The following is a 20591-nucleotide window of genomic DNA, read 5'->3' on the forward strand; positions in this document are numbered from 1 at the left end:
AATTTGAAACTCTAGCCAGCAGGAGAAGCTTTCAGTTCCATTTTCAAAGATACACGTATGGCCTTCCCTGTCTTCGAATGATTAATTAGGGCAATTTTCAAACGCAAAACATCCTATGGGTCGAAAAGAAAGAAGAGAGCGTGAACAAAAACGAGACAATTACGCTACTAGGCATTCAGCAGAAAAAAGAAAACAGACGCTCATTGCAGTTGGAGTGTTATCTGTTATTGCAGTTATTGTAGGATATGCCGGATGGATATTTGTCAATATGACAGACAACGTACCAGGCGGTCCAGAAAATGCAGGTGCATTAGGCAGTGAACATGCACATGCAGGAATTATTGTTTCGATTTTTGGTGATGAATTTGATTTTTCAGCTCCTGCTTATCAAATAAAATCAAGTTGGATTCATTTTGAAGGAAGAGATGGGACTACAATCCACAAACATGCAACAGGAGTGACATTAGGATATCTATTTGACACGCTATCTCTAGGTCTAGATGATCAATGCTTTGTATTCCAAGATGGAAGAAGTTTCTGTACGAATGAGGATTACAAACTAGTATTCTACGTAAACGGAGAACAACTGCCAGATATTAGAGATCTTGAAATCCAAGAAGACGACAAAATTCTAATCGCATATGGTGCTGAGACCCCTGAAGAAATAGATGCGCTTTTGCTAAAATTAGAAAACAGAGAATTAGCCAAGTAGATCTTTCGGATTATTCTTTTGTTGTAAATTGAGCCATTTTATCAAAGAACATGTAATATCCACATTTAGTACAACGCAATACAGTGAGTTCGGTTGTAAGAAATTCCTTATCTTCAAATCGCCCACTTAATTTTACATTTTCTCCGGCTATTGCTGCTTTGTTACTTTTACAAACGGGGCATTCTAATGCTTTTTGTTCCACAAATTTCTCAAAAACGTTTACAATTTAAACTCAATGAAATTTTTTCAATTAATATTCTCAACAAAGTCTAAATTATGCCAATGGTGGTTTTTACATATCATGGAAATTTCTAGCAAAAATGTCGTAGAAGGAACTGCTCGAGCACCCCAAAGAGCAATGTACAAAGCTATGGGACTAAATGATGATGATTTATCTAAACAATTTATCGGTGTGTGTCATACAGGAAACGAAGCAACACCATGTAACATCCATCTTCCAAGATTAGCTCTGAAAGCAAAAGAAGGTGTAACAGCTGCAGGTGCAACACCTAGAGAATTTTCAACCATTGCAGTTAGTGATGGAATTGCAATGGGTCATGAAGGAATGAAATCATCACTGGTATCACGTGAAGTTATTGCAGATTCAATTGAATTGATGGTCAGAGCACATCAATATGATGCACTAGTGGGAATTGCAGGATGTGATAAAAGTTTGCCTGGTACAATGATGGCAATGGCCAGACTAAATGTTCCATCCGTATTTGTTTATGGAGGAACTATCATGCCAGGAATGCTTGACGGACAGGAACTAACAATAGTTGATGTGTATGAGGCAGTTGGCGCATATGACTCTGGACAATTATCTCTTGAATCACTAAAAAATATTGAAAACACAGCATGTCCAAATTCTGGCTCTTGTGGAGGAATGTTTACTGCAAATACAATGGCATCAATTTCTGAAGCAATAGGACTTGCATTACCTGGAAGTGCCAGTCCACCTGCAGAAGATAATAGACGAGACAAGATGGTGTACGACACGGGAGTTGCATGTGCAAAATTGTTAGAGATGAATATTAGACCTAAAGAGATTTTGAGTTTTGAAGCATTTGAAAATGCGATAACTATGTTGAATTCTGTTGGTGGATCAACTAATGGAATTTTACATTTGCTTGCACTTGCAAATGAAGTAAATATTGATTTGACATATGATGATTTTGAGAGAATAAGAAAGAAAACACCTCATTTAGCAGACATGAAGCCTGGAGGAAATTATGTAATGAATTCACTTGACAAGATTGGTGGAATTCCATTTGTATTAAAAAAACTGCTTGCAAAAGGATTGTTAAATGAAAATTGCATGACAGTTACAGGAAAAACAATCAAAGAAAATCTTATGTCAATTACGATTCCGGATGTAGAACAACATATTGTCAGATCCGTTGAAAATCCACTTCATCAAGTAGGAACTGCAGTAGTTCTCAAAGGAAGCCTAGCTCCAGATGGAGCAGTAATCAAAACTGCCGGAGTAGAGATGACAAAATTCACTGGAAAGGCACGTGTCTTTGATAGAGAAGAATATGCATTTGATGCCGTTGCAAAAGGCGAAATAGATGAAGGGCAAGTAGTGGTAATCAGATATGAAGGGCCTAAAGGAGGTCCAGGAATGAGGGAGATGTTGGCAACAACTGCAGCACTTGTGGGACAAGGATTAGGCAAAAAAGTTGCAATGGTAACTGATGGACGATTTTCTGGAGGAACCCGTGGATTCATGGTGGGACATGTTGCACCAGAAGCATATGTTGGCGGTCCAATTGCCCTAGTAAAAAATGATGATGAAATTACAATAGATACAGAAACCAACATAATTGATCTTCATATATCACAAGAAGAGCTGGAAGCTAGAAGAAAGCAATGGAATAAACCTGCACCAAACTATACCTATGGAGCACTTGCCAAATACGCATCATTGGTAGGCTCTGCAGCACAAGGTGCAATTACAAAGCCAATTCTGTAAAACATCTATCTAATAAAATTAAATTTCTTGTTCTAGTTTATTCCAATCAATTTTCTTTTGTTGTTCAACATAGATTTTTAATAATACTGTCCATGCTTTTTGAAAGTCTAATGAAAATTTCTTAAATCCAGATGCACTTGCCAACGAAATTTTGTTTTTTGGATTATATCTTACTTCGTCTAAAGAAATACAATGGGTAGTGTCATTTCTTACTTCAAATAATCGTGACATCACTCTAGTAAATTCAGGGCCGAAGACTTTCCAATCCAGAAATGTTCGAATTTTTCTATTAATTGGAACTAAATTTAACAAGTAAAGAAGTTCAGTGCTATCACTTTGATTAGAATATCTTATTATTCTTAATCGGATTATTTCATCAAATAAAAAAGCCATTTTTGAGAATGCAGATAAAACACTGTCTCTGTTTTTTGATATTATTAATTTTGAATCAAACCCCTTTTTGATTAAACCGTCATTTAGAAAATAATGCTTGTCCTTGTCAATAACATATAGTCTGATATTTGGAGATATTTTTTTTCTCTTGATACTAGCAATGTATTTTGGGAGGCTCATGAACCAAAGATAAAACAATAATCAATTAAGGATTTTGAAGATTTTCAGAAAAGTAATGATCAATTTGTTCACAAGGTTTATAGATCAGCGATCAACAATTATTCATAGAGACAACAGGAAAGAAAAATAACATTATGCTATAAAATTACTATTGTCTACGATAGATAGATATCTTCATGTAGTTATTTGATGACAGAAAAAGATTTTTTTATCCATCAAAGAATTATTTTGAATTCCCACGGTCCTTCTAAAATAGCAAATCTATGATTAGAAGAAGACATAGTTCTCATATTTGGAGGAGTTGGCAAAAATTGCAGAGTCCATTAGTTTTCAAGAGCATGAATAGTTGAATCTATCATAATCCACACATCATAGTTCAAACTTGTATGGGTTTGAATTGATCATGGTTTTCCTAGATCTTTTTTGTTTTTCAGTTCTTTGTAAAATCTATTCATTCTTGAAATCAAATCATCAAATTCTTCCTTATCCAAGTCTTCTAATCTCCAAAACTGATGTAGTATGAATTGTCTTTTGGCACTAATGTCTCCCTCCTCTGGAAACGATATCTTACTCTCCTGTATGTGAAATATTGTTTTCTGAGTTACTATTACTGCCTCCATATTGTCATCAATACATGGAATAACACTAGCTACTTGAAATGTCAACCTTCCTCCAAAGTATGGTACCATGATATTTTGCTGCAAAATAAGCGGAACACTTTCCAAAGCATCGGCAAGATAATCTTCATTAATTGCTGGGATGGATTCGGTTGGAATCACAGTTATTGTCTCTGCCTTTGCTGTCTTAATTTTTCGAAGAAACACCTGATTTCCAATTTCAGTTTTACAGTTGTTTCGAATAAGACCATCAAATCGTATTATCTTTTTATTCTCATCTGCAGGATATAGTGGTGCACATTTTGCAACTGCCTTTTGTTTTCCTGAAATTTCAATAATATCTCCGATTGTAATGGACATAGTATCCATAGTGTTTTGATCTATTCTTGCAATCCCTCTTCCTATGTCTCTAGTATACGCCTCTAATACTTTGAAATCCAAGTCATTATTTTTCATTTTCTAACTAAAAGTCATACCTGATATTCATAAGTGGTTCTAATCTTTTGTAGCGAATCCATACAGATTTGAACCAGTACTGTATATAGATTTATTGAAATGTACATGAAATGTGAATCAAACCCATATCCAAACAAACTGAATCACCAGTTTCAGTTATCTTAGATTCACATTCGGGTGTAACATCCCATGAAATTTTAGTACCCCCAACACGTTCACAAATATCAAAAATACCATCACAATAATTTCCATTCTCATTCCATTGACCACCATTCATTTTACAAACTATGTCTGCATCAACTTGAGGATATGAAAAATAATTCATCCATAAATCAGGAATTGCGATAACAAGTAAGAGAGAGAAAATTATGAACATACTCAAGATAATCAAAAGCCTAGTTTTCATTTATTTTCCCAATACCATTTTTGTTCATAATGTTCTTTTTTGGAGGATGTGTTTTCATAAAGTGTTTCTGTAATCTAATCTCAGTATCAAATGTCATAGTATATTTTTCACATTTGAAAGATTTAGTTTTCATATTTTTCCCCAATTACATCACTGAAGCGATTCAGTCACTAAGATCAATTCGTCTAATGGCAAAGTTGTTTTAAGCATATAGGAAACTCCAGATTCATCATTGAATTTAATTTTAGTTTCTGTAGAAGTAGATGTTTGAATGGAGGTTCCATCTGGAAAATCTACGATTTGTATGCCACAATCAGGGCAGGAATCAACTGCGTATGCCAACATTCCATTAATTCTTATCAATTGTGGATTTAGGGAAGGATTGTTTTCCATTACATCATCATATGTTTCCTGAATCCTCTGTTCTGCGGTACCAAGAGTTTCAAATTTTTCTTCTCCAACAAGATTTCTTTCATCGGTTTGAAGAATGAAAATTGCACCATCCTCAATGTACATATGCATTTTTCCTATCCACTTATCAGATACATCCTTGTTGTGAATTAGGATGTAAGATTCGTATGGCATGCCAGACATTGAACATTTGATCGAATAGCCTTCAGGCAAGTAAGCAGGTACTTTGAAAAATGGTGCTATGTCTTTGCTCTGATCTAATGTCATGCAGCTTCGATTAATTTCTGAATTAGATTCAATATCATACCTAAAAGTATCATTAGAGTTTGAATAAAATAAGCGAGATTGTTCTAACAGAAACGGAAATGACATTGCCAAGCCAATAATTATTGGAATTAAAATCAAAAGCCTAGTTTTCATATTCAAACACACATGCTAACCTGTAAACTCCACGATCAAGACACAATCCAGTACAAGGCAGGAAAATATTCATCGCAACAGATACTCCGTTTACATCTTGACACATTTCCCAAATACCTTCACAATCGTGATAAGTATAATTCCAAACACCACCGTTTGATTCACACTTGTTTACAAATATTTTATCATCAAGCATTGCATTCAAATCAATTTGTTGAAAACCTAAGGGTTCTGCAGTTCTGTAAATTGGTATGAGTGTAGAGTTTTTAGGCAATATAATTCCTGCACTAGGATATACTTTCCACCCATAATGTTTTCCTCTTTTAAATCCATTTCCAAAGACTATTTCTTCAAGAGAATAACACTGATCAAACAATTCTTCATTTACAGAATTACAGTAAAGATCATCAGTGTTACGTACTAGTCTCAAAGAATTCCAATCATCTGTTGACTTCCAAAGTTTTTTTGTTTCAGATTCAGCAGTCCATCCTCTGTTGATTAATTTTAAAATGGTTTGTTCTTTTACACAAGCAGAAGAACCATCATATTTTTGGATTAATAACAAGTTACTGTTGCACATTACATCATATGATTCAAGTCCCAAATTGATTTGTTTCAATGGAGCAATTATTTTGGTACTGTTTGATTTCATCAATCCTAATGGAGTTACTTCATCATGGATACTTGTTCTAAATGCTTTTACTGTAAATGATTCTGCAGTATCCCACAATATTCCTTGTCTGGTAACGTTAAGAGAAAAATATCCAGTTTGATTTGTAATTAGTTGCGAAACAAATATTGGCTTATCCAATTCATTTTTTATCAATATTGAAATTCTTTGATCATCTTTGTAGTTCAGGATAGTTCCTGAAATGATTAAATTAATATCATTTTGAGTCTGAATTTCAATTGGAATCTCTTCTGCAAATACAATTCCTGTAAACCCGATTAGAATTAAGAGGATTGCAAAATATTTCATAATACAACTAGAGAAATTATAGGAAACTCATAGTGTTCTAATGATTAGTAGTGAATCTATACAGGTCCACCCTCTTAATCGGACAGATTTGTGGTTGATTCAGAGAAGATATGCTAGAACAAATCCCCCAATTCCTATCGCAACACTTGCAATTCCTATTGCACATGTCTTCTTTTCACAGGAACATGGTTCTGTATCTGATTGCTCTGTGCTGTCTTTGAGTATGTTTTCATTTATCATTTGGCTCATATCATTTGGTTGTAATGTTTTGTAAATAAGAATTTGCTACAATCAGGATTGAACCAAAGGTTATAAGCAAATCCGACTAAACCACATAATCCATGAACACGGACAAAAAAATTACAGACAGACAAACTCATGCCGAATATACAAAAAACAGAGTGCAGATTTTTCCAACAGACGATGACAGATTAAAACTTTTAGGTGAAATTTTTAGCAATGAATCAAGCAGAAAAATTTTGACTCTTCTATTAGAAAGAGAATTGACCATAATGAATATCTCAAAAGTATCAGGACTTTCACCCAATCTGGTTATCCATCACTTAAAGAAAATGATTGATTCAGACATTGTCATCATAACAAAAGAATCCAAAAACAGCAGAGGTCGTCCTTTGAGGTCTTATCGTGCAAAGCCTGCCATAGTTATTCTATCAAAAGATGCAGCAAATCGTGCTATCAAAAGCAAGTCATTGCAACACATACTAGGTAAAATTACCAGATTTGCATCTGTTGTATTGGCAGGAGTGTTCACTTGGATTCTTGCAAGCTCATCGAATCACACACTTGATTCTGCATTCAAGTACCCGCGTCCTACGCTACCTCCATACATGACTCCAATAGAACCACAGTCAGGAGATTTTGTTTTTGCAGTTGTAATGACAGCAAGTGTAATAGTTGCAGGACTTGTGATTCCTTACATCATTAAACAAATCAGAAAATGAAAACTAGAGTTCAAACTCACACAGGTTTGAACTGTATTGTACTAAATCTAATAGTTTCATAAAACATAGATGAACTTATGAATACAGTATTAGGGACTTAGTCAAACAATGAATAATAAAATAAAAAAAATTGGTTGTTCTGTAGGTATTAGCCTTCACTTATTTTTATTGAACACTATTTTTATGGTTGGAGAAGGGATTCTTTTCGGTATCAGATACTTTGATGAGGTAATTCGAACATTTACTGGAATTGAGATTATTATTTCAATAGCCTCTATGATTTTGATTTTCAAAGATAAACAAATTGGATTTATCTTATTGGCAATATCTATTTTAAGCACATACATCATTCAATTTGGACATCGTATGCTTTGGTGGCCATGTGAATATTGCAGATTATAAGTTCAAATCCTAATAGGTTTGAACTTCGTACTCTTACTATGATTACGAATAATAAATAAAAAAATTCGGATCTTACTGAACTATTTAGAGAAACCCATAAAAACAAAACCCCTTCCACTTTCAATAAATGGAAGAAAAAGATAATTCGATTATTTTTAGATCATATGGCTTTGAAAATGATGACCGGTGTAAAACCATTGTAAAAATTGAATCAGATTACATGGATAGATTGGGAATTAAAGAAGGCGATATTGTTAAGGTTACAGGTAAAGATAGTGCCATGGCATTTTGTTTTTCATTAAACCAAGAAGAACTTGAAAAAGCAGAATCACAAGATCTTCCAATAGAGTATTTGAATCCAGACCATGAGGAGATTGAATACCCACGAGTCATCATGAGCAGTCCCGTACACTGTAATGCATGTCCATCAGGACGATTAAGATTAATAAAATTGGAAAAACTCTCTACTAGTGATTTCAAAAACCAAATTCCAGAGGCCAATATTGTTACATTTGGAACAATGAAATTTGCAGAAAATGCAATGCCAGGATATAAAGACAATATTGATTTTTCATCCTTGTTTGGACAAATAGTAAAAAAACAAGAAAGAGTCAACACATCATTTTTCCCTGACTTTGCACAAAAACACCAACGAACTTCTAGAGGTGGACGTTCCCATCCTCCAAATTTTTCATCCATAATTATTAATGTAAAACCAGAAGACCATAATTTTTGGCTTGTCACAAAAAATACAAAATTTGAATTTCAAGACATTCCCATGGATGAGTTTAAAGGTAAAGCAACCAAACCTGAGGCTTTATCTTTTCTTAAGACAATTCCAATTCCACACAAGTTCCATGTACTGGATACTGAAATTGTTTTCACATCCTTAGAAGTTTTTGAAAATACCATGAAGCTTCGATGGTATTCCTTTCAAAGAATAAAGCTACCAGAAAATATTTTTTCAAATCCTTCAAAGGCAAATGAGATAACCATGCAGATGAGTCACGAGTCAGCTGAATTAACAATTGAAATTAGAGATGATCTTGGAAATGTCTATGCAGATGGACTTTCTATTGGGGGTGGAGGAAGTAGTGGTCCTGATCCTACTACAAATGAAATGATTTTGGATCATTCGGGAGAATATAGATTCCACTCAACACTGAATCCTAAAGCAAAAGAGATTTCAATTATTGTAAAAGAGATAATGTGGATAAAAAGAAATCGTAGAGATATGCCAACTCCTACGACTCCTCCAAATATGGGACAAATGACTGAGTCTCACCCTACACTCTCAGTATTAGAGGGCCCATGGGAATTCAAAATTATTCTTTGATAATTTAGATGGGATAAATTCCAAAATCAGGCGTTCTGTATTTTCATAATCTTCTATAATATTATGAGGCTCAAATCCTAATGGGTTTGAACTGTGCAAATTCATATTCATCAACCATACGAAACTACTGATTTCTATTGTTAAATACAATAAATCACAATATTTTATGATGTATTTTTGGTTTGATTGGATAAAGCCCGAGTTTAAATTAATCGAATCAAATCCGATAGACCGCAAAAAGGAAATTGAAAAGATAAAAAATCTTAGAAAAATAATGATGGTTACCGCAATACCGCTTTGGATTTTTTCTGCGGCTTTACTAATACCTGTTTTAATGGATTATTATAGATTAGATGAACCTACGTCTGTAGATTTTCAAAATAACTATTTTGTAATTGGAATGATTTCAGGATGTCTTGGAATTGTTGTCATGATGATTGGTATCACTCGGTTATTTACAATACAGCAAACTTTGTATATGGATTATTCTGTACAAAAGCAGCCACAATTATCCTAGACCACATACTGTTGGATAGTAAAGGGTCTACACAGTATAATTCAAATCCTAATGGATTTGGTGTAGTTGATTTTTACGGGTTTGAACTTTAGTATTTACATCCAAGTCATTCTTACCGTAATGGAATCATCTGCTTCTCAGATTCACATTGAAGGAACATTTGAGTACCAATGATTTGTACACCAGTACATGTTGTTTCAATGTTACCAACAAATACTCCTTTGAATCTATCGCGTGAAATATCTAGTTTGTAATGAATACTGCAAGAAACTTTTTTGCATACTTCAGTCCACTACAGGTTTTCTATCCCTAAAACATCATAGTATGCCTTTGGAATCATCTGCTGACCTTTAAAAAGAACATTGTTTATAGCAGTATCTAAAACGTAAGTTTTTGCCCAATCATCATCACTTCTAATTGAACGCCCAAATCCTTGCAATATCTTTATGAGAGTTTGAGATGTATACCATAAAGGAAATTTATTCATTTTTGCCCTAGTTCTCTTTTCAGTATAGTTTGGATAAGGCACCTTTGCAATGATTTGGAATCTTGATAAATCATCCTTTAGATCAACTCCCTCCCAAAGTGATGACGACAACAATACGCCGGTGGGATCAGTGGCATGCTCTGAAATTATATCATCCTGTGATTTTCCATCCTTGTTTCTGCTATGACAAATTCTAATTCTTGAAGAATTTTTTGGGGAAAGGTGTTGAAGAATTTTTCGACATCTCGGAATAGAGGATGTCAATATTAAACCTCGCTCATTTGAATGTTCACCTAAAATCCTATCTATTGTTTTGATTACTTCAAGTTCATCCTCATCAGTAGACCCATAACTTAATCGGCGAACATTAAGAAGATCGATTTTTCTATTTTCGATTGGAAATGGTGATTTTTCAGTATCTACAAGTGCAACGTCATCTTTTTCTAATCCCATATTTTCACAAAAACTGGATTTGTCAATTGTGGCAGACATGAATAACTGATAATCTGTTTCAAAGAATTCATTAGCAAATTTTGAAACATCTATAGGTCTTACCGATATAGTTCTGAAATTTCCATTAAAATCTTTAACAGGATCATTTACAACAAAGTTATTTTTATCAGACATGATGTCTATTTTTGCTTGAGCAGATCTATTATAACGCCTTTCCAATCCACTTATCAATTCATAGTCGGGTTCTTTTTGAAATACAGAACTTTCTTTGATATCTTTTATTTTCTTGGCATAAGAATATGCCATATCATCAGTTAATTTGATCACAGAGTCCAAATCTGTAAAATCATACTTTTCAGAATTTAGATTACACTCATCAACTTGCCCACTGAAAATATCAAATCCAACAAACTGAATTATTTGATCCTCAATTTTATGTGCCTCATCAAATACAGTAACCTTTCTATCAAGATAATCTTCAAAAAGTTTTTTGTTAAATTTCATAATTGTAAAAAATGCATGATAATTCCACAAAGAATGCTTTGATGTTAGCGCATCATATTTTTGTAAATAATAGTGACAAGATTGAGAATCCTGAGTTTTTTCTTCAACTTGTTTTATTGTAGGCTTGTATTTGCATACACTAACTACCTCTTTTCCGTTTTTGTTAATCCTCTCCTGACACACTCCTTTATCACATGACAGACCCCATCGCATAGCCTTCCTATCATTATCAACTTTCTCTGCATCCATTAATTTGAGACATGGGAAATTTTGTTTTCCTTTTACAGGTTTTAGAAACGGGATATCTTTGATGTATTGATCTTGAAGATGTTTTGATGCAGTAACAGTAAAAGAGCTATCAAAATAACTTGAAACAGTGGCCCCTACAAGAGATTTGCCTACACCTGTAGGTGCGCACAAAATAATTTTTTTATAGCCAGATTTCAGATTCTCTTCAATTTTTGAAATGATCTCTTTTTGAATTTCACGTGGAGTAAACTGTGTAGGAAATTTTTCTAAAAGAGACAGGATCAAATCTATTTTTTCTCAATATTAAAAGCATGAAGGTTCTTGTAATATCCTAGTTTTAGTAATCTAGTTTAATATCTAGTAAAACTATCTCATGTCATGGAGTTATTAGAGGATAAAATGAGAGTTTGGCTTGAAAGTGCTAAATTTGTAAAACCAAATTCAGGAGTATATGTTCTCTACAACAGAAGTAAAGAGCCAATATACATTGGGGAAACTGACAATTTAGAGCAAACATTTACAAAATATGTTGATACTGATTTTGAAGGAAATGAATGCAAGCAAAAAACACAGTCATACCAGAGAGTATTTACAGAGAATCCCAAAGAATTCCAACTGAAATTAATGGAAGATTTCAAAAATGAAACAGGCAAATTTCCTTCATGTAATTCTGAGATTCAGTTAGAAACACATTGACAATGTGCACTGCATTGCACTGAAGTCCTAGTTGATTAATATGAAAACTGTAAAAATTCGGTATGTCTAATGCAATGATTTACGTAGGAATTGCTGTTGGTGTTGTAGCAATGGCAGGTGCTATTGCATACGGTACTGCTAACCAGCAAAATTATATTCCAGAAGATGCAGTCTTGTCTCAAGCAGCAGAGCAAGGCCTACTACCAAAAACAGGAGCTTTGGGGGCTGATTTGAATAAGGAAAAATGGCATGAAGATCCATTTGGTGACCTTGCACAAAAAATTAAAGAACAAAACGGAAGATAATCTAATTTAGATTATTTCCTTTTTATTTAATTTTAAAACATCATTCTAGAATCAACTATATTTCAAATATGCAAAATATGAGAGATTTTTCATTTTTTAGGAATGGTTCTATTCAATTTTAGAGAAAACAATTAATTCAAGATTGATCAATTATTGTAATGCATCAATGTTATTATTGCGAACAATTATTCGAATCAAAAGAACAGCTATACGAGCATGTTGAAGTTCATTCAGATATTGAACGAAATAAAGAAATCATGGAAAGAAAAAAGAAAGCAGAGAAAAAATAATTGTTCAAGCCTAAAGTAAAAAAAATAGAGTAAAGGTCAGAATTTATCCAATTCATGGGCAGATATAATTATTTTAATTTCATTCAATATGGATTGGATAGAAATGATATTGAAAAAATCATGTGATAGAACACTCACTAAAGGTGAAGTCCTACACAGTTTATTTCATATGATAGAGGTAAATGAAAATACATTAAACCAAATTCAAACAGATGGCAGAGATTTTGGTCCGGAATTAGAAGAATTAAAACAAACAGAAATTAGAGATTTGGATTTTCATCTGAAATATTATCGAAGTTTAGTAAATTACATTAATTCCATACCCGAAAATAAAATTTTTGAAAGATAAACCTAGTAATCCCATGAAACTGTATAAGAAACAAAGGTTTTAGGCATAGATTTTTTCTTTTGAATTCCCCATTCATCAGGAGTATGTCCTGAATTTAGTTCAGATAATTCACTCCAATTGAATTTAGGCAATTTTGCAGTATCCATTAATTATAATTGAAAAAGGATGTTAATAATAATGAAGTTTGCAGTGCATGGCAATTTAAAATCTTAATTTATCAAACATTAGATTGTATTTTAGTTGTTTCTCAACATTTTGACCAAATTCTGTTTGAGCGTCATATTCTTCACGCCGTTTATCCAAAATCTTCTCTAATTTTTCAACTTCTTCTGCAATCATTCTTCCGGAATCTTCTTTTGCAAATTGTTTTTGCTGGTCTTCATTTTGACCTCTCGTAGGAAAACATTTACCATAAAATGCATTCTGTAAATTATGAATATTTTCACGTTTTACTAATTCTGCTAGATCAAAATGGCCTTGTTCATGTTTTAATAAATTCTCTGTATTTTGTGAAATTCTAAACCAAGAGAGACAAGGAAAGAATTCTACAGAAAGACGAATATCTTCAATTAGAAACAATATTTGATCATCAATTTTTTCAGAATTAATTGTCCATGTAAATCGATATTTTATTACACTGTGAGAATCTTCAAATGCTGCAGGATTAGATTCTGCTTTAAAATCAGACCACTTGAGAAATGTCTTATGTGCCCAAACAACAACATCACTTTCACTCACAATATACCACTTTCATCTGAGGATAAAATTATTGAGATTTTTGCTTATAATATAATAATAAAATTAAACGATCATAAAATAGCGTCAAATTCGCTTCCCATCACGCCCGCTGAATTTACCAAATGGCTGGGATGCATCAAAGCCAAACCAAGAATACCCATCATTCTCCAAAGATTTGTGAAATTTTTGATGATCAATTAATTCTGAATCACCCCAATTTCCCGCATGAATAAACTCACAATTCTCAAATTTGTGATTTTTTTGGACTCCCTTGCATTTGATGATCAACTAATTATAGATAGATTCCAAGACTGAAAAATTTATTGTTAAAGAAAAATGTTTGACAGCAAACGAATTCTAGGGGCATGGTCGATTAAGACAACATAGGAATACCGCCAAACAGATAACTCGATATACAATAGGTGTAGAAGACTAAAAGAAACAGTACGTGCAGTTTGAACACCCTCATGCCTGATGTGGTATAATCAGTAAATACAGGCTCAATTTTTGAAAAAATGTAAATTAGATCATTTTTTCAACCCATTTTGATTAAAATTCAAGACATGTTTTATTTTAAGAATTTTTGAGGATTAAGATTATTAGAAATAATGAAAGCAAGATGGTTGCTTGTTTGACATCTAACCGTAACTCCCAAAGAGTCGATGCAAAAGGATTTCAAACATGCTTGCTTTCATATTCTAAACTATTAATTTTAGAAGAATTTAGCATAATCGATGAATACTAGATTTTACATCACTATGGGCATCTCAGTTGCAGCTTTGGCAGTGGGATTTATTTTATTATTTGGATAATTATTGTGAGATTTTGAAGTTAGGATTGCATCCTAATTGATTAACAATTTCATTTACTTTGTCAATTAGATTGTTTTGTTGTTTGATAATGTCATTTATTTTATCAGTTTTTCCTTTTAAATTCTCAAATAATGTTGTAGCAGTTCGGTATTCGACTGATGACAGGGTTTTATCTTCATAGTATTGATATTCTTTAAGATGTTTATCATATAGTAATTTTTCATCAGATAATTTCTTGCCAAGTGATTCAATTTCATTTCTCATTTCTTTTTCTTGTTCTAGTAATAGTTTCTGACCAATGTATAGTTCTTCAAATCTTTGAGGAATCCCATATCCTCTATTATCAAATGAATTTTGAGGAGACTCGTATGAGTACATCAAATGGCCCGTTTCATTTGTGTGTCCTAGTTTTAATGCATGGCCAATTTCATGCATCAAAATATTTGCAACCATATTCTCATCATTTTGAATAAAATCATCATTGCAATCAACAGCACCAACTGAGATATTCAACACACAGTGACTTAGAATTCCAAATAAAACAGAATTACAAGTTGCAAGCCCAGTATGTGTAGGAGAGGAATATTCTTGCCATTTTATCTCAATATTGGAGTTTTCTGATTCAACAAATTTCAATTGAGGGTTATTAGACTCCCATGTGGCAATTGCTTTTTCTAATGCATTAATTGGAATTTCTTTGTCGGGAATCTCAGGTACAGACTGGAATGAATAAGAAATGATCTGATTTTCATTTGAAACCAAAACATTGGGAATTTGCCAGATATTTTCAACTGTAGGTGTTAATTTGACAGAGTTATTTGCTGTGCCAAATGGTAAAATATCAGCGTACCATGTATATCCAATCATGCCTATAATTACAAGAATTGCAAAAATTCCTTTCAATAACTAGGCAAGAATCATATCAATACCTAAGACTTTCTATGGAGAAATCAGTAAATTCAAAGATTGAAATTTTTGATTGTATGAATCAATTTTCATATACTTTTTTTATTTTAAGTATACTTTCAAATCAAAAACATTGCCACAGATAAGCTGGGATGTTGGTAATCCGATACGACATTGATTACCAAGTCATCTGTGGCCAAAAAATTTCAATTGTGATGAGAATTAGAGACATAATTTTCAATTTCATCTTTTGAATACAACCCTGTGTTAGAATTTACTAATTTTGAGATATTTTGAAATGCAGGACATTGATTATCGATACTAAAAAGTTCCTCGCAGTTAGGACATTGTATTACCACATGATTTCCCCAATCACATTCAATATCATCAATTATTTCAAAAGCGACCACATCATTACAAGTACATTGCAATTTGTTTTTGAATTTATCAACCAGATTCACAGAAATTCTCCAGAAAAATCAAATATAATTTATTAATAATCAAATAAAGAGAAAATTTGTAATTGACTGAATGTCCCACATGTAAACTTTTGATGGAATCTCACTCCACATCAGAATTAATGGAATGCTGTATGAAACAAGTTGGAGACGAATTTGATGAAGAACAAACAGGAAATTGCCTAAATTGCAAACATGGTATAAAAAAGCATACAGACAAAGAACTTGCCGAATGCACACTAGAATACCTCAAATCAGGGATTAGGTAGTTTAAGATAGGAATAAACATCAGAATAATAAAAAAAGATTCATTGGATCAGAGAACAAGAAAATTAATTGGAGAGTTTTCACCCATGTGGACTAACAAACAAGTATGGGAATTTGAGCAGGTAAATGAAAATCTAAGATTTGATGTTGTTTATGCCGAACCAGGAAATTATGGTGCAAAATCATGGAAATCAAAATTAGCATTTACTGATTCTGAGATCAGGGATGTAACTGTTCAAACTTTTGATAATTTGATAGATAGAAACGAATTATGGATAGCAAACAAAGCCCAAGGAAGGCTTGAAAATCAATACATCCCATATCTCATGGCAGTAATGGTAGATATTATGATAGAAGAAGAAATTTGTCTAAATTTTAGAATTGAAGACAGTTGCTTGGTAGTTTCAATAGATTCCAATGCAGATGTGATTGACTGCAAAGAATTCTTTGAGGAATTTTATCATCTAGCAACAGGTTTCAATTATAATGTAGATACAGGAATTCCTGATGATGAGACAGAAGCTGAAATCTACCTTACACGACTACAAGAAGAATTTGATTATAAAATGAAAGAGCGTTTAGGTGACAAATATTTGCCAGGGAATAATGATCCAGATACGATCAACGCCAAATGATTACTAAAATACTAGAAAATACTGGAAAAAATATTGTCTGAAAGAAGACCATTTAGAAGATTCAAAAAAGAACCATCATTAACAACAGAACAAAAAATAGAACAATTCATTTTAAGAAATTCAAAGAATGGTTATTTTACCAAAGTTTCAACAATTCCTTACAAATTTGAAATTTCAGAAGATACTGCATGGAATATTGTTGGGGAATTACTATCAAGTGGCTCACTAGAATCAATCCATGATGAATTTACAGGTGAGATGAAGTTGTGTGAAACTGGAAAAATTTATCTGATTATGGATTTGGAAAAAAGAAGAAGAAAAGAAAAATACAGGACTGTAAAAAAGAAAAAGCCAATTTCAAAAAAGAAATGAAAATTTAAGAATTATCCACATAACAAACTCTTAATTTTATACAATGTGGGCGGGAAAACCCAAACCCTTCAGGATTGGGATAAGAGCGAACACACCACAACTCAAAGCAAAACACAATCAAATATTCAAATACAATATGCGTGTAAGAAAACCAATGATATGTGGTACCGCAGGAACTGTGGGAACCATCAAAATACAAACGCCTGAATCTGAAAAGATAGACCCCGACACAGGGTTGGGAGAGCCACAACCACAAATGTCTGCGAAAGCAACTTTGAGGCTCGATGAAGCAGGAAGAAGCCACGATGCTTTAGCGAGTGGTAGTTCACACAATGCAGGATTAGACTAACCATGGATAATGATGAAAATCTTCCTGTGCAATGTCACCCAATAATTAAAGCAAAAAAGGAAAAGAAAATGAAACAATGTAAACTATGCGGAACTCCATTTGGTAAAGAACCCACCAATGAAGAACTAGAAAGCCATTGGAAGAAACATCACAGTTGGCATTGGGAATACAATAAAGAAAAAACACCAGAAGATGCATTATTAAAAAAACGAGATTAAAGACGTCTTGGAATAGTGATCGTTTATAGCATGCCTAGACCACTATACGAAGGCGTCAATATTATCTCATGCTCAAGATATAAAAGAAATTTGAAGAAGTTTTCAAACATTTGTTTAATTCAAATCAAAAAATAAAACTAATTTTCAAAAATCAAGTCAAGGGATTTATCAATTTTTGAGCAATATAGTTATCATAAGAGGGCAGTTATTTTGAGAGAAGATTTTGCAGAATACGAAAAATGTCCATCATGCAATCAAGCGTTGATTTATTATGATTGTAATTGCCTATTTTGTGGAAAGTGCAAATGTGAGATAAAACCGCTATAACTCACATCCAATCTTATTTTTGTAGAATTTTGAAAAACAGCATAGATTATGCCTGAGTAAAAATTAATTTTAAGCTAAAAACTGTGAAAAAATTTACTCTGAATCAGTAATAGTTACTATGAAAATATAGGACATGTCAGTAATAGAGGCATATGATATCAAAGCACGAAAAAAAGTATCAATGAAAAACCCACAACCATATCTTATGAAGAATGGCTCATGGGCACTCAAAGGAACTAGCGCTGAGACTGGAATCAATTTGTTCAAAATTGTTGGAAGAGAAAAACCATCAATAGCCCAATCAAGATTTGAAACGTTCAAAAATTTGTTTACAAACAGACAATGTGAATGTGGAAAAATGTGCTAGTTGAGTTTTTTATGTGTGTCATTAGTTATTGATCGTCATTGGCACAGAATACAGGTACAGAAAGTAGCCTACAAATAAAATTCGAAAGCATTAATTTGATAATTTTCAGATGAAAAACATGTCTTTTGATATTGATTGGTACAGAAATTTCTATGGAATTTCGTGGGCATATGAAAAAGACAGACTAGTAGTTTCAACAGTATTTGAGGATAAAAAAGAGGCCATGCTAATTGCCAAAGAAGTGGAAGATTGGAGTGACAAATTTACCAGACTAACAATAATTGAAAAAGATGATGACGAGTTTGCCATTTGCTGCTATGAGGATCCTCAGATTTCAAAAAGCATTACACATGTAGGACTCTTTAGAACAGGAATGAGGCAAAGTGGAGGATATGAGCAAGCAAAGCCAATGATTGAAGAAAAATCCCCCTTACTGCAAATTGCCTATGCTGCAGATGTCAGAGATATGAACACATATGAGCAAATTTCGAGGTTAGTCCCAATGAGAAAATGTAGAATAATTTCTGAAAAAGAATTAAAAAAACAAGAATACTTTTACGAAAAAACTGCCAGTTTACAAAATCAAGATTAAGAAGATGGTGAGATTCAAAACTCAATAGATTTGAATGTCTCACCATCTATGGTCGGGTATTAAAAATAATGTATTTCAGATATAAAGAATCACTACTAATTTGTACATAGTATTGATACTGATAAATCATTCATCTGTGTTAAATAGAAAATATACAATCCCATAGTATGCAAGATAACAATAACCAATCATCATGGGAAGAAGCAATTGGAATCTCCTGGCTCATTTCAGACGATTGAAATGTCAAGAATGATTTCCACATGCAGTTCTAACTGTTGGTGTAAGCAAAAATCAGTAGTTGATGAAGGACTTTAGAACGTCTAAAGTCGTATTTTTCATTCATAAAATTCATAAAGTAATTTTTTAAGAAAATTGTAGTATTGTCATCAAAATTCATCATAATTATTCTAATAATTGCCTTGTTTGGAACAATTTTACAGACATGGGGCGGCAGTTGGGACATTACCAGTCATCAATTAGGTGATCCTGAGACATTTTTCACACCACCTCATGGAGTATTATACTCCGGAGTTGGGATAGGATTGATTTCAGCCATTATTGCAGCATTTATTCTATTAAAAAATAAAGAATTGAGAAAGGAATCATTTGCACTAGGATTAAAACTTGTGATTCTTGGAAGTTTATTTCAGATAACAGCAGGGCCTGGTGATTATTACTGGCATGAAATGTTTGGAACAGACGGATTACTTAGCCCCACACACTTGACGCTAATTACTGGAATCTTAATTCAAACTGTTGGGGTGGTTATTGGATTGGCAAGGTTAATTCCATTTAACTTCAAAGTAGTAAAACCAGCATTAATTTTGGCATTTGGAGTTTTATGGTTTATCACAATTGGATTTATTTTTCAATTCACATTACCAATATCAACAGGAGACACATTAGATTTAGATCCTGACCCATATGCGGCAGCAATTATTGCTGCAAGTACAATGCCTTTCTTCAGTGTATTGATTTTTTGGACTTCTGCCAAATCATTGAGAATGTTTGGAGGTGCAACTTTAGTAACTGCAGTATTCATCACTCTAAATGTTACATCAAACATCATCCCTACAGAATTTCTTTGGATATATCTTCCATGGTTTGCATTACCAATGATTTTTGCAATTGTGGCAGATGCAATCATTTCTAACAGAATCAAAATTAGAAAATATGGGGAGAGCATTGCAGGAGCACTTGTAGGATCAGTCTTTCTTATTTTCAGCATGCCATTAATTGGTATGGCATATATCCAATTTTACATATTTAGCGGAGTTTCAGGATATAATCTACTACCAGAATTTTCTGAAACACTTGGGATTATTTTGGGAGTGATGAGTATCCCTGGCGCAATGATGGGATGGATATCGGTAAGAATTGCTAAAAAGAAAATCTCAATTCCAGTAGAATCGGGGATTTGAAGACACCCATAAATTTGAGATTGTGATATA

General features: G+C 33.1%; 31 protein-coding genes. 18 read left to right on the plus strand and 13 right to left on the minus strand.

The annotated features are described in order from the left end of the window. Window positions 1-115 precede the first annotated feature (115 nt). Entirely contained in the window at window positions 116-712 is a 597-nt protein-coding gene (locus C5F50_RS06715) for a protein-disulfide isomerase (RefSeq protein WP_179370628.1), read from the plus strand. A gap of 10 nt (window positions 713-722) precedes the next feature. On the opposite strand, the gene C5F50_RS06720 is transcribed toward C5F50_RS06715, so the two are convergent. Continuing rightward, a complete protein-coding gene (locus C5F50_RS06720; protein WP_179370629.1) occupies window positions 723-914 on the minus strand; it encodes a hypothetical protein in 192 nt (63 codons plus the stop codon). Window positions 915-1013: 99 nt separating this feature from the next. Here C5F50_RS06720 and ilvD point away from each other — a divergent pair, with 99 nt between their 5' ends. Continuing rightward, window positions 1014-2687 (plus strand): dihydroxy-acid dehydratase, encoded by a 1674-nt coding sequence (gene ilvD / locus C5F50_RS06725; protein WP_179370630.1) that lies wholly within the window; start codon window positions 1014-1016, stop codon window positions 2685-2687. Between the two features lie 18 nt (window positions 2688-2705). Here the strand turns inward: ilvD and C5F50_RS06730 are convergent, their stop codons facing one another. The 7 genes from C5F50_RS06730 to C5F50_RS06760 all read right to left on the minus strand — a co-directional run bounded on the left by C5F50_RS06730 (window position 2706) and on the right by C5F50_RS06760 (window position 6798). After that, a complete protein-coding gene (locus C5F50_RS06730; protein ID WP_179370631.1) occupies window positions 2706-3260 on the minus strand; it encodes a hypothetical protein in 555 nt (184 codons plus the stop codon). 401 nt (window positions 3261-3661) lie between these two features. Then, the gene (locus C5F50_RS06735) at window positions 3662-4333 is read right to left on the minus strand and encodes a CDC48 family AAA ATPase (protein ID WP_179370632.1); all 672 of its coding nucleotides are present in this window, start codon (window positions 4331-4333) and stop codon (window positions 3662-3664) included. A 91-nt stretch (window positions 4334-4424) separates the two neighbouring features. Further along, the gene (locus C5F50_RS06740) at window positions 4425-4739 is read right to left on the minus strand and encodes a hypothetical protein (RefSeq protein ID WP_179370633.1); all 315 of its coding nucleotides are present in this window, start codon (window positions 4737-4739) and stop codon (window positions 4425-4427) included. Next, window positions 4729-4872: a hypothetical protein gene (locus C5F50_RS06745; RefSeq protein ID WP_179370634.1), complete on the minus strand. Its 144-nt coding sequence runs from the start codon at window positions 4870-4872 to the stop codon at window positions 4729-4731. The genes C5F50_RS06740 and C5F50_RS06745 overlap by 11 nt, the downstream gene beginning before the upstream one ends. A gap of 17 nt (window positions 4873-4889) precedes the next feature. Next, window positions 4890-5570: a hypothetical protein gene (locus tag C5F50_RS06750; protein ID WP_179370635.1), complete on the minus strand. Its 681-nt coding sequence runs from the start codon at window positions 5568-5570 to the stop codon at window positions 4890-4892. After that, window positions 5560-6549 carry a hypothetical protein gene (locus C5F50_RS06755; protein WP_179370636.1) on the minus strand — a complete coding sequence of 330 codons (990 nt, stop codon included), beginning with the start codon at window positions 6547-6549 and terminating at the stop codon, window positions 5560-5562. The genes C5F50_RS06750 and C5F50_RS06755 overlap by 11 nt, the downstream gene beginning before the upstream one ends. 99 nt (window positions 6550-6648) lie before the next feature. Beyond that, window positions 6649-6798, minus strand: coding sequence for a hypothetical protein (locus C5F50_RS06760; protein WP_179370637.1), 150 nt, complete (start codon window positions 6796-6798; stop codon window positions 6649-6651). 92 nt (window positions 6799-6890) lie between these two features. Here C5F50_RS06760 and C5F50_RS06765 point away from each other — a divergent pair, with 92 nt between their 5' ends. From C5F50_RS06765 to C5F50_RS06780, 4 genes are all read left to right on the plus strand, one after another. After that, window positions 6891-7511, plus strand: coding sequence for an ArsR family transcriptional regulator (locus C5F50_RS06765; protein ID WP_179370638.1), 621 nt, complete (start codon window positions 6891-6893; stop codon window positions 7509-7511). A gap of 183 nt (window positions 7512-7694) precedes the next feature. Then, complete coding sequence (locus C5F50_RS06770) at window positions 7695-7913, plus strand: hypothetical protein (RefSeq protein WP_179370639.1); 219 nt, start codon at window positions 7695-7697, stop codon at window positions 7911-7913. 127 nt (window positions 7914-8040) lie between these two features. Next, the gene (locus C5F50_RS06775) at window positions 8041-9249 is read left to right on the plus strand and encodes a hypothetical protein (protein WP_179370640.1); all 1209 of its coding nucleotides are present in this window, start codon (window positions 8041-8043) and stop codon (window positions 9247-9249) included. Window positions 9250-9418: 169 nt separating this feature from the next. Then, entirely contained in the window at window positions 9419-9766 is a 348-nt protein-coding gene (locus C5F50_RS06780) for a hypothetical protein (protein WP_179370641.1), read from the plus strand. 292 nt (window positions 9767-10058) lie between these two features. Here C5F50_RS06780 and C5F50_RS06785 read toward each other — a convergent pair whose 3' ends face one another. After that, a complete protein-coding gene (locus C5F50_RS06785; protein WP_246281975.1) occupies window positions 10059-11744 on the minus strand; it encodes a helicase C-terminal domain-containing protein in 1686 nt (561 codons plus the stop codon). Window positions 11745-11837: 93 nt separating this feature from the next. On the opposite strand from C5F50_RS06785, the gene C5F50_RS06790 reads away from it, so the two are divergent. The 4 genes from C5F50_RS06790 (at window position 11838) to C5F50_RS06800 (ending at window position 13099) form a co-directional block, all read left to right on the plus strand. Then, window positions 11838-12155: a GIY-YIG nuclease family protein gene (locus C5F50_RS06790; RefSeq protein WP_179370642.1), complete on the plus strand. Its 318-nt coding sequence runs from the start codon at window positions 11838-11840 to the stop codon at window positions 12153-12155. Between the two features lie 62 nt (window positions 12156-12217). Continuing rightward, window positions 12218-12460 carry a hypothetical protein gene (locus tag C5F50_RS06795; RefSeq protein ID WP_179370643.1) on the plus strand — a complete coding sequence of 81 codons (243 nt, stop codon included), beginning with the start codon at window positions 12218-12220 and terminating at the stop codon, window positions 12458-12460. Window positions 12461-12618: 158 nt separating this feature from the next. After that, window positions 12619-12750 carry a hypothetical protein gene (locus C5F50_RS13235; RefSeq protein ID WP_280924436.1) on the plus strand — a complete coding sequence of 44 codons (132 nt, stop codon included), beginning with the start codon at window positions 12619-12621 and terminating at the stop codon, window positions 12748-12750. 88 nt (window positions 12751-12838) lie between these two features. Next, window positions 12839-13099, plus strand: a complete 261-nt coding sequence (locus C5F50_RS06800; protein WP_179370644.1) for a hypothetical protein — start codon at window positions 12839-12841, stop codon at window positions 13097-13099. 2 nt (window positions 13100-13101) lie between these two features. Here C5F50_RS06800 and C5F50_RS06805 read toward each other — a convergent pair whose 3' ends face one another. The 4 genes from C5F50_RS06805 to C5F50_RS06820 all read right to left on the minus strand — a co-directional run bounded on the left by C5F50_RS06805 (window position 13102) and on the right by C5F50_RS06820 (window position 16016). Continuing rightward, window positions 13102-13245 carry a hypothetical protein gene (locus C5F50_RS06805; RefSeq protein WP_179370645.1) on the minus strand — a complete coding sequence of 48 codons (144 nt, stop codon included), beginning with the start codon at window positions 13243-13245 and terminating at the stop codon, window positions 13102-13104. A gap of 55 nt (window positions 13246-13300) precedes the next feature. Then, window positions 13301-13837, minus strand: coding sequence for a hypothetical protein (locus C5F50_RS06810; RefSeq protein WP_179370646.1), 537 nt, complete (start codon window positions 13835-13837; stop codon window positions 13301-13303). Window positions 13838-14649: 812 nt separating this feature from the next. Beyond that, window positions 14650-15552, minus strand: coding sequence for a matrixin family metalloprotease (locus tag C5F50_RS06815; RefSeq protein WP_179370647.1), 903 nt, complete (start codon window positions 15550-15552; stop codon window positions 14650-14652). Between the two features lie 209 nt (window positions 15553-15761). After that, window positions 15762-16016: a hypothetical protein gene (locus C5F50_RS06820; protein ID WP_246281976.1), complete on the minus strand. Its 255-nt coding sequence runs from the start codon at window positions 16014-16016 to the stop codon at window positions 15762-15764. Between the two features lie 131 nt (window positions 16017-16147). Here C5F50_RS06820 and C5F50_RS13240 point away from each other — a divergent pair, with 131 nt between their 5' ends. From C5F50_RS13240 to C5F50_RS06860, 8 genes are all read left to right on the plus strand, one after another. Beyond that, entirely contained in the window at window positions 16148-16282 is a 135-nt protein-coding gene (locus C5F50_RS13240; protein WP_280924437.1) for a hypothetical protein, read from the plus strand. Window positions 16283-16324: 42 nt separating this feature from the next. Then, window positions 16325-16915: a hypothetical protein gene (locus C5F50_RS06830; RefSeq protein WP_179370649.1), complete on the plus strand. Its 591-nt coding sequence runs from the start codon at window positions 16325-16327 to the stop codon at window positions 16913-16915. Between the two features lie 33 nt (window positions 16916-16948). Further along, window positions 16949-17287 (plus strand): hypothetical protein, encoded by a 339-nt coding sequence (locus C5F50_RS06835; RefSeq protein ID WP_179370650.1) that lies wholly within the window; start codon window positions 16949-16951, stop codon window positions 17285-17287. Window positions 17288-17330: 43 nt separating this feature from the next. Beyond that, window positions 17331-17636 carry a hypothetical protein gene (locus C5F50_RS06840; RefSeq protein ID WP_179370651.1) on the plus strand — a complete coding sequence of 102 codons (306 nt, stop codon included), beginning with the start codon at window positions 17331-17333 and terminating at the stop codon, window positions 17634-17636. A gap of 2 nt (window positions 17637-17638) precedes the next feature. Then, a complete protein-coding gene (locus C5F50_RS06845; protein ID WP_179370578.1) occupies window positions 17639-17854 on the plus strand; it encodes a hypothetical protein in 216 nt (71 codons plus the stop codon). 460 nt (window positions 17855-18314) lie between these two features. Further along, entirely contained in the window at window positions 18315-18548 is a 234-nt protein-coding gene (locus C5F50_RS06850; RefSeq protein WP_179370652.1) for a hypothetical protein, read from the plus strand. A gap of 118 nt (window positions 18549-18666) precedes the next feature. After that, the gene (locus C5F50_RS06855; RefSeq protein WP_179370653.1) at window positions 18667-19140 is read left to right on the plus strand and encodes a hypothetical protein; all 474 of its coding nucleotides are present in this window, start codon (window positions 18667-18669) and stop codon (window positions 19138-19140) included. A 380-nt stretch (window positions 19141-19520) separates the two neighbouring features. Next, a complete protein-coding gene (locus C5F50_RS06860) occupies window positions 19521-20561 on the plus strand; it encodes a hypothetical protein (protein ID WP_246281977.1) in 1041 nt (346 codons plus the stop codon). The last annotated feature ends 30 nt before the right edge of the window (window positions 20562-20591 follow it).

The organism is Nitrosopumilus ureiphilus (genome assembly GCF_013407185.1).
GTDB classification, from domain to species: domain Archaea; phylum Thermoproteota; class Nitrososphaeria; order Nitrososphaerales; family Nitrosopumilaceae; genus Nitrosopumilus; species Nitrosopumilus ureiphilus.

Bases quoted from the DNA above. Each gene is read 5' to 3' on its own strand.
- C5F50_RS13235 (WP_280924436.1), top strand. From the start codon at position 12,619: ATGCATCAATGTTATTATTGCGAACAATTATTCGAATCAAAAGAACAG.
- C5F50_RS06795 (WP_179370643.1), top strand. From the start codon at position 12,218: ATGTCTAATGCAATGATTTACGTAGGAATTGCTGTTGGTGTTGTAGCA.
- C5F50_RS06840 (WP_179370651.1), top strand. From the start codon at position 17,331: ATGTGGGCGGGAAAACCCAAACCCTTCAGGATTGGGATAAGAGCGAAC.
- C5F50_RS06780 (WP_179370641.1), top strand. From the start codon at position 9,419: ATGTATTTTTGGTTTGATTGGATAAAGCCCGAGTTTAAATTAATCGAA.
- C5F50_RS06845 (WP_179370578.1), top strand. From the start codon at position 17,639: ATGGATAATGATGAAAATCTTCCTGTGCAATGTCACCCAATAATTAAA.
- C5F50_RS06765 (WP_179370638.1), top strand. From the start codon at position 6,891: ATGAACACGGACAAAAAAATTACAGACAGACAAACTCATGCCGAATAT.
- C5F50_RS06730 (WP_179370631.1), bottom strand. From the start codon at position 3,260: ATGAGCCTCCCAAAATACATTGCTAGTATCAAGAGAAAAAAAATATCT.
- C5F50_RS06800 (WP_179370644.1), top strand. From the start codon at position 12,839: ATGGATTGGATAGAAATGATATTGAAAAAATCATGTGATAGAACACTC.
- C5F50_RS06750 (WP_179370635.1), bottom strand. From the start codon at position 5,570: ATGAAAACTAGGCTTTTGATTTTAATTCCAATAATTATTGGCTTGGCA.
- C5F50_RS06850 (WP_179370652.1), top strand. From the start codon at position 18,315: ATGTCAGTAATAGAGGCATATGATATCAAAGCACGAAAAAAAGTATCA.
- C5F50_RS06770 (WP_179370639.1), top strand. From the start codon at position 7,695: ATGGTTGGAGAAGGGATTCTTTTCGGTATCAGATACTTTGATGAGGTA.
- C5F50_RS06805 (WP_179370645.1), bottom strand. From the start codon at position 13,245: ATGGATACTGCAAAATTGCCTAAATTCAATTGGAGTGAATTATCTGAA.
- C5F50_RS06775 (WP_179370640.1), top strand. From the start codon at position 8,041: ATGGAAGAAAAAGATAATTCGATTATTTTTAGATCATATGGCTTTGAA.
- C5F50_RS06745 (WP_179370634.1), bottom strand. From the start codon at position 4,872: ATGAAAACTAAATCTTTCAAATGTGAAAAATATACTATGACATTTGAT.
- C5F50_RS06855 (WP_179370653.1), top strand. From the start codon at position 18,667: ATGTCTTTTGATATTGATTGGTACAGAAATTTCTATGGAATTTCGTGG.
- C5F50_RS06755 (WP_179370636.1), bottom strand. From the start codon at position 6,549: ATGAAATATTTTGCAATCCTCTTAATTCTAATCGGGTTTACAGGAATT.
- C5F50_RS06760 (WP_179370637.1), bottom strand. From the start codon at position 6,798: ATGAGCCAAATGATAAATGAAAACATACTCAAAGACAGCACAGAGCAA.
- C5F50_RS13240 (WP_280924437.1), top strand. From the start codon at position 16,148: ATGAAACAAGTTGGAGACGAATTTGATGAAGAACAAACAGGAAATTGC.
- C5F50_RS06735 (WP_179370632.1), bottom strand. From the start codon at position 4,333: ATGAAAAATAATGACTTGGATTTCAAAGTATTAGAGGCGTATACTAGA.
- C5F50_RS06740 (WP_179370633.1), bottom strand. From the start codon at position 4,739: ATGAAAACTAGGCTTTTGATTATCTTGAGTATGTTCATAATTTTCTCT.
- C5F50_RS06715 (WP_179370628.1), top strand. From the start codon at position 116: ATGGGTCGAAAAGAAAGAAGAGAGCGTGAACAAAAACGAGACAATTAC.
- C5F50_RS06790 (WP_179370642.1), top strand. From the start codon at position 11,838: ATGGAGTTATTAGAGGATAAAATGAGAGTTTGGCTTGAAAGTGCTAAA.
- ilvD (WP_179370630.1), top strand. From the start codon at position 1,014: ATGGAAATTTCTAGCAAAAATGTCGTAGAAGGAACTGCTCGAGCACCC.